This window comes from Blautia intestinihominis (assembly GCF_040096655.1).
GTDB classification, from domain to species: Bacteria; Bacillota; Clostridia; order Lachnospirales; family Lachnospiraceae; genus Blautia_A; species Blautia_A intestinihominis.
The window spans coordinates 1-6,745 of record NZ_JBBMEI010000118.1 but is presented as its reverse complement, the minus strand read 5'-3'; the positions used below and the strand labels follow the sequence as shown (position 1 = coordinate 6,745).

The window sequence follows — 6,745 nt, the reverse complement described above, 5'->3', positions numbered from 1 at the left end:
ACTGTCAGTCCGCACAGTTCCGAGATACGAAGTCCAGTCTTTAACAGTATCAGCACATCATCATAATGGTTGTGATACACATTGTCTGTCTTGATAAATGAGAGTAAGGCTTGTTCCTGTTCCTCTGTCAATGCGACTTTCTCTTTGGTATCATTTTCTAGGACTTCACTTAACTTGAAATCAAAGGGATTTTTCCTTACGCAATCGTCTTGTATGGCGATATAGAATGACGCTTTTAACGAGCGTTTATGGTTGTTAATGGTATTGTAGGAAAAGCCTTTGTCTTTCATGCGTAACGCCCATTCTTTAGCGTCAGAGGGCTTGATTGTATCAATACTCCTAGCACCTAACTTGTCCTCTTTCAATAACCGCATGAGTTGTTCCCGTTGTTTCTGTGTGCTTTTCTTCACATTTGCCCTTTGTGCGTTCTGTTTGGCATAAAGTTGGCAAAGCGTCATTTTCTTGCCTGTGCTGTCGATACCGTCCTCAATATCTCGTCTTATCTGCTGTTCCAGTTCTCGAAGTGAGGATTTTTCCCGTTTTCCCTTTGGTGTCGGGTCTGTGGGTGTCAATCTCCAGGCATACACATATTTTGTGTTTCCAAATGCGTCCACATATTTATATAAGTATTTTCCGTCTGTTCGTTGGCTCTCGCCAGTATGCAGGATACGTCCTTTGCTATCCCGTCTTTTTTCTTTCATGGTGTCTGCTCCTTTCCTTGTTGGAAAGAGCCTTGATATGACTTGTGTTCATCATAACACATACAAGGCTCATTTGCATTAGATTGCGTTCAATTTGTCAATGACCTGTTCAAATTGTCGGCGTTTAATCTGTATGCGGTTGCCATTCATAATGAACCAGCCAGCGTCCTTGTTTTCCTCTGCCAATCGTCTTAACTTGTTTTCTCCGATACGGAAATACCTTGACGCTTCTTCAATGGTAAGGGTGTATTTTTCCCATACAGGAATATCGTTGTTATTCATCAGATACCCCCTTTCCCATGTTTCGTGTCATACTGGATATAGGGAATAAGGTCGGTGCGGTTTATCCTCTGTAAATGAGCGGTTAATTTACTGGAAAGGGAATTGCGGTATCTTGCCTTATCAAGCATAGTTCCCACTTTTTCCAGACCACCTAATGCGTCATGTTCTTCCAAGAAGTAAAAACTTTTGACAGCGGAAATCACGCCACCCTCTGTGAGCCATTGCTGTGTTTCTTCAAGGGAATTTTGCTGTTTTGGTACTTGCAGTTTTAAGACTTCCACAGCCCCTAAAAAGCGTTCCCAAAACCGACAAGTTTTCCACCTGCTCTTATTACTTTCGTTTCTGTTTGGTACGACAAAGCGTAGGTTGTTTGCCAATAGCCCGAAAGCCAGTTCTCCAAGTTCCAGCGGTCTGTCCTTGAATGTCATGGCAAAAGCATGAGCCTTATCATCACGCAGTTGCATTTCTGTCCGTTTCCAACTGTCGACTTCCTCAAGCGTCTTATTATGTTTTGAACAGACTTCCTTATCCTTATCATAAAAGCGATAGGACAATCCCGATTTTCCAGCACCGATATAAACAGTCTTTGCGGTGTCGAAATCATCAAACTTGCTTTCGTCAAAGTGGTAGCCCTCACTATTAGAAATAAATTCCTCTTTTTCGCATTTCTTCTTTATCTGCTCTATGGTAAAGAATGGCTTTTCGTTCTTATCATCAATGGCAATATCAAGTCTTGTGAAATGGAAATTATCCAGTCCGTATCTTCGCTCACAGCGTCGGAACATATCCCCAAAGGTATAATTCCTACTGTCGAGAATACGGAAAATATCATCACAACCTCTGCCAGTCATAACAAGATAACAGCCTAACCCTTGTGGGTTGTCCTCTGTTTTCCTTGCGTTCCCCGATACATAAATATCTCCAATCTGCCAGCGTGCTTGATAGGTTTTGTATTTAATGCTTGCCGGATAGACATTGAAAATATCAGTCGGTAAACCTAAAATGTGCATGATTACATCTTCAGCGGTTACAGTATCAAATACAATACTGATGTAATCAATCTTAACGGATAAATTTTTGTGTGTAGTTATAGTGCATTTCTCCTTTCGTACTTCCCGTTTTTTTGCGGGGTAAAAATCGTGTTTTTTCCTTTATTTATCACAGTTCCTAGGTACTATGACATGTATGCGCAGGGCGGTGTTACATATACGCCCTTTATGAACGCCTAAAGGCGTTCCCTTTCCAAAAGGAACTGTCTGTCCGAAACACGTCTGGGGGACGTGCCCCGTCCAGCCAGCCCCTTTTGGAAACCACTATTTTCTGTCTGATAGTCCACGTTTATTCATTCTATCAAAATGAAAATACATCTTTTCTATGCTTACTCAAGCGTGTGATTGACCCTAGCGTGCTTAATCACTCTATCTGATACGATAATAACGCTATTAGAATTACTTGTCAAGAAGTTTTTGTTGACTTTTTGATATATATTAAGTATGATATGCTTATAAATACCAATAAAAGCAATGAAAGGAGTGTTTATACTGAGTTATGGAGCATTACGAAAAGAAAATCAGTTTCTTAGGAGAAAATATACAGACCATAAGAAAGCACAGAGGAATGAAACAACAGGAACTTGCGGACAAAATCGGTATCAATATGCAGAGCCTTTCCAAGATTGAACGGGGTGTAAATTATCCTACCTTTGATACATTAGAAAAGATAATGGACGTGCTGGGTGTAACCCCAAATGAATTACTGTCGGGAGAATGGAAGTATGTTAATCAAGCCGAAAAGGAAGTCTGCCAGTTTTTAAGAATTGAAGAACGACTAAATGCAGAATTAAAACATGGGCATTATGACAACTTCTTTGACAGCGAAGAAGAATGGCTGGAATATGAGTTGAAAAAGTTACGGGAATATATTACCGACTACATCAACGGAAAAAGCATTGTAGCGTCCGACCTTTATCCAATCAAAGAATTTATCCAGCATTTGAAGTTTCAAAAACTGTTAGACCACTATGATGATTTATACAGCATGGATATGTTCGGTGAAAGCATAGAGGGACATAAATATAGGACACCTTATCAAGTCGTAAAAATGATAAACCCCAATTCAAAAGAAGATATGGAATTATTACGGGAAGTATTGAAAAATAACGATTTTGATGATGAGGACGAGTAACCCTTTTCCTCTTTGTAGAAGATACAGCAAACAAAAAGCCCAGTAAAGAGTGCAAAGCACCACCAATGGTGGCAAGGCTCTTGACAGGGCTTTTCCTTTACTGTTTGTGGCAGACAAGAGGAAGAAAGGGACAAAATCTGATTTGTAGTAAATTATATAAAAACGATATGAGATGTATTTGTATCATTTTCTTGTTGACACCATTTATATTAAGTGATATATTTGTCTTATAAAGATACAAAAACATCACATTGAAAAGAGGGATGATTATGACAAAAAAACAAATGAAACAAGTTATCTTTATGGGAGTAGGGTGTGTAATATTACTGATTGCAGGGATAATTTACTCTTTATTATTTAACGACGCACGCTGGGTTAAAAACATGGATATGTCTAATTATGTATTTTCCATAAAGGATATACCAATGTTGATAGTCGGTGCTTTGATAGCTATTTATGTCTTATATGTAACAGTTATCTTCTTTAAAAACGCCTTTTCTAAAAATTTTAAAGACAAAAACTATTCAAGAACAGTATCTTCATATTGGGGACTGTGTGGAATATTTGGATTTCTAGGTTTTAGCGGTTTTTGGACTTATTTTGAATATGGGAAAATATATCCTTTTGTATTCTTTATATTTTTTGGCTTTTTCGGCTTTTTCTTTGAAGGAAAACTTTCTCACACTTTAGAAGATGAACTTTTTTTAGAAAATAAAAGAAAAGCAGAAATAAACGCCTATAAAGTAGGATTTAAACTTCTCTTTATAGTCATTTGGCTTATGGCAATAGGAATGTTTTCTCGTAATGTGGAATGGTGTGCAATTTTTATGCTCATTTCTGTTTCACTTATCTATGCTTTAGTCATTTTTCTTAGCAACTATTTATTATACCGCTACGAAAAAGGAGAATAAGTCATGGTAGAAGATTTCATGTGCAACTTAAAGGTATATCGTGTAGCACAAGGTTTAACACAAGAACAACTGGCAGAAAAAGTCGGGGTTCGTAGAGAAACAATTATGAGGTTGGAAAAAGCACAATACAATCCATCTCTAAAACTGGCGATTGATATTTCACGGGTTCTCAATGCACCGATAGAAGATATTTTCATTTTTAAATAAGATAGTGGTAGTAAATTCGGTTCTATGTGATATTGGGAACAATAGAATATTAAGTTTTACATCAATATAAGAGTAATGCAACTATAATGTTAATTTGTATTGCTTGGAGGAACAATACCTGATGAAGATGATAATGATGTCATCGCAGAACAACTTGCAAAAATCAGTGAACAGATGGCAATTAAGAATAGGCGTAGCAAAAAAATTTGGAAAATTGCTGGGGTTATATTCCTAGTAATTGTGCTATTGAATATCCTCTTGATAATATTTAATATGTCAGTATCTAAAAACGTTTCAACAGATAGTAGCACCACTTTCATAGAAATAGGTGAAGATGATGTGATTGATGTAGAATAATTTCCAACATACAATCCCAGTTTGACAACTTTATATCCATACACACAAAGCAGTTAGTCTTAGGATTGACTGCTTTTTAACAAAAGACACCACTCAGGTGTAAAGGGTGTCTTTTTAGTGCTATTTTATTGTCATATCAAGGCTCATTCAATTGTGGTAAATTCGTGGTAAATTAAATAATTTTCTATACTTCAAAGTGATTGAAAGTATAGTGTTTATGCGGATAATCGCAAATTAGATATAAAATTTAGACTAAATCTTATTGATATATTGACAAATAATGTAAAATAATCTATTATATAGATGACCGATATATAGGAAGCCGATATATAATTTATTCTAAGAAGGGGGTGGACCAGATGGCTATTGAAAGAGCATTGGTTTCAGGAAGTATGGCAATGCTTGTAATGAAACTTTTGTCTGAAAAGGATATGTATGGATATGAGATGATCGACACACTGAGGCAAAAATCTCAGAATGTATTTGAGCTGAAGGCAGGAACTCTTTATCCATTGCTGCACAGCCTGGAAGAGAAAGGACTCCTGACAGTATATGAACAGGATGTAGCTGGAAAGACCAGAAAGTATTATAGCCTTACCAGACAGGGAAGAGGATTCCTTGAAAAGAAAATAGAGGAATGGAAAGAGTATTCTGCAGCAGTGACCAATGTGCTTATATTGGAGGTGTGAGTTATGGACGAATATCTGAAATTATTGCTGGAACAAATTCGCTGCACAAAAGCCAGACCATACATAAAACAGGAACTGCAGGATCATATGGAGGATCAGATTGCGGAAAACATGAAGGCAGGCATGGATCATGAACAGGCAGAGAAGGAAGCTGTCAGAGACATGGGGGATCCTGTGGAAACAGGAATCTCCCTTGACAGTATCCACAGACCTCAGGCTGCATGGAAACTTTTGGGAATAATTATATTTATCAGCATTGCAGGTGTTCTGATACATGCAGGGATTTCCGGAAAAGCCAGTGAGAATGCGGTAGCCGGTTCTGACAGATATGTGTTTCATGTTATGATCGGGCTGGCTGTCATGATGATTTTGTATCTGCTGGACTATACCGTACTGGCAAAATTTTCAAAAATAATTGCAGCTGTTTTATTGGCCGTCTGTTTGCTGGTTATATTGGAAGGAGGCCAGGTAAACGGAGCGAGGATTTTTATATCACTGCCGGGAGGCAGAAGAGGCATGGATGTACAAAAACTGATGCTGTTTTATGTCCCTATATATGGGGCGATTTTATATAAATATCATGGGTGGGGATATAAGGGACTGATAAGAGCAATCTTATGGCTGATTGCTCCAGTAATATTAGTTTACAGCCTGCCGGCACTCAGGACAGCTTGTGTGATGCTGGTAACTATGCTGACTATGTTGACGATCGCAATCAAAAAGGACTGGTTTACAGTCAGAAAGAAAAGAACTATCTGTGGAATATGGGCTGTGTTTTTGACCGCGCCCATAGCAGCTTTTCTGAGTATGTACCTGAGAAACAGGCTGGCGGAATATCAAATTGCGCGCATACAGGCGATGTTTTCCAGCGGCAGCGAAACAGACTATCTCACAAAAATGTTGCATTCACTTTGGAGACAAAATAAGCTGATCGGGAAAAGCAAATCAGATGTAACGGGAATCCTGCCAGCATTTAATGCGGATTACATTCTGACCTATCTGTCATCTGTATATGGAATAATTGCAGCTATACTTTTGTGCTGTGTTCTTGCGGTTCTGATTTTTGCAGTCTTCAACACTGCATTACGACAGAAAAATCAGCTGGGCATGATGATGGGATGCGGGTGCGGAATTGTATTTCTCATCAGTTTTTTGATAAATGTCCTTGAGAATCTTGGCGTATTTCCGCAATCAATAACATTTCTTCCGTTTTTTTCAGCCGGAGGAAGCTGTATCATAATTTCTTATGGACTCATGGGGATCGTGCTGAGTACTTACAGGTATAAGAATATTTATCCGCGACATCCTGAAACAGGCTTTATGTCCATTAATTCTAAGGTAAAAAAAGTATCATAATATTATGTTAAATAAAACCAATCAAAAACGCTGAGAATTGCTCCCAGCGTTTTTGATT

Annotated in this window: 9 protein-coding genes; 6 read left to right on the top strand and 3 right to left on the bottom strand. The window is 38.1% G+C overall.

Annotation, left to right across the window (positions count from 1 at the left end; translation table 11 throughout):
* The 3 genes from WMO75_RS18460 to WMO75_RS18450 form a co-directional block, all read right to left on the bottom strand.
* Nucleotides 1-701, bottom strand: a 701-nt coding sequence (locus WMO75_RS18460; RefSeq protein ID WP_349078702.1) for a site-specific integrase, incomplete at its 3' end; no start/stop codon positions are given.
* A gap of 78 nt (nucleotides 702-779) precedes the next feature.
* Nucleotides 780-983: an excisionase gene (locus WMO75_RS18455; protein WP_015527885.1), complete on the bottom strand. Its 204-nt coding sequence runs from the start codon at nucleotides 981-983 to the stop codon at nucleotides 780-782.
* Complete coding sequence (locus WMO75_RS18450) at nucleotides 983-2,044, bottom strand: replication initiation factor domain-containing protein (RefSeq protein ID WP_279221586.1); 1,062 nt, start codon at nucleotides 2,042-2,044, stop codon at nucleotides 983-985. Before WMO75_RS18450 ends, WMO75_RS18455 begins: the two co-directional genes overlap by 1 nt.
* A 487-nt stretch (nucleotides 2,045-2,531) precedes the next feature.
* Here WMO75_RS18450 and WMO75_RS18445 point away from each other — a divergent pair, with 487 nt between their 5' ends.
* From WMO75_RS18445 to WMO75_RS18420, 6 genes are all read left to right on the top strand, one after another.
* Nucleotides 2,532-3,167 carry a helix-turn-helix domain-containing protein gene (locus WMO75_RS18445; RefSeq protein WP_015527883.1) on the top strand — a complete coding sequence of 212 codons (636 nt, stop codon included), beginning with the start codon at nucleotides 2,532-2,534 and terminating at the stop codon, nucleotides 3,165-3,167.
* A 269-nt stretch (nucleotides 3,168-3,436) separates the two neighbouring features.
* Nucleotides 3,437-4,078: a DUF2178 domain-containing protein gene (locus WMO75_RS18440; RefSeq protein WP_015527882.1), complete on the top strand. Its 642-nt coding sequence runs from the start codon at nucleotides 3,437-3,439 to the stop codon at nucleotides 4,076-4,078.
* 3 nt (nucleotides 4,079-4,081) lie between these two features.
* Nucleotides 4,082-4,285 (top strand): helix-turn-helix transcriptional regulator, encoded by a 204-nt coding sequence (locus WMO75_RS18435; RefSeq protein ID WP_015527881.1) that lies wholly within the window; start codon nucleotides 4,082-4,084, stop codon nucleotides 4,283-4,285.
* Between the two features lie 99 nt (nucleotides 4,286-4,384).
* The gene (locus tag WMO75_RS18430) at nucleotides 4,385-4,642 is read left to right on the top strand and encodes a hypothetical protein (protein ID WP_055157184.1); all 258 of its coding nucleotides are present in this window, start codon (nucleotides 4,385-4,387) and stop codon (nucleotides 4,640-4,642) included.
* 359 nt (nucleotides 4,643-5,001) lie between these two features.
* A complete protein-coding gene (locus WMO75_RS18425; RefSeq protein WP_055066334.1) occupies nucleotides 5,002-5,331 on the top strand; it encodes a PadR family transcriptional regulator in 330 nt (109 codons plus the stop codon).
* Nucleotides 5,332-5,334: 3 nt separating this feature from the next.
* Complete coding sequence (locus WMO75_RS18420) at nucleotides 5,335-6,687, top strand: FtsW/RodA/SpoVE family cell cycle protein (protein ID WP_118048784.1); 1,353 nt, start codon at nucleotides 5,335-5,337, stop codon at nucleotides 6,685-6,687.
* Nucleotides 6,688-6,745 lie beyond the last annotated feature (58 nt).

Bases quoted from the DNA above. Each gene is read 5' to 3' on its own strand.
- WMO75_RS18455 (WP_015527885.1), bottom strand. From the start codon at position 983: ATGAATAACAACGATATTCCTGTATGGGAAAAATACACCCTTACCATT.
- WMO75_RS18445 (WP_015527883.1), top strand. From the start codon at position 2,532: ATGGAGCATTACGAAAAGAAAATCAGTTTCTTAGGAGAAAATATACAG.
- WMO75_RS18440 (WP_015527882.1), top strand. From the start codon at position 3,437: ATGACAAAAAAACAAATGAAACAAGTTATCTTTATGGGAGTAGGGTGT.
- WMO75_RS18435 (WP_015527881.1), top strand. From the start codon at position 4,082: ATGGTAGAAGATTTCATGTGCAACTTAAAGGTATATCGTGTAGCACAA.
- WMO75_RS18425 (WP_055066334.1), top strand. From the start codon at position 5,002: ATGGCTATTGAAAGAGCATTGGTTTCAGGAAGTATGGCAATGCTTGTA.
- WMO75_RS18420 (WP_118048784.1), top strand. From the start codon at position 5,335: ATGGACGAATATCTGAAATTATTGCTGGAACAAATTCGCTGCACAAAA.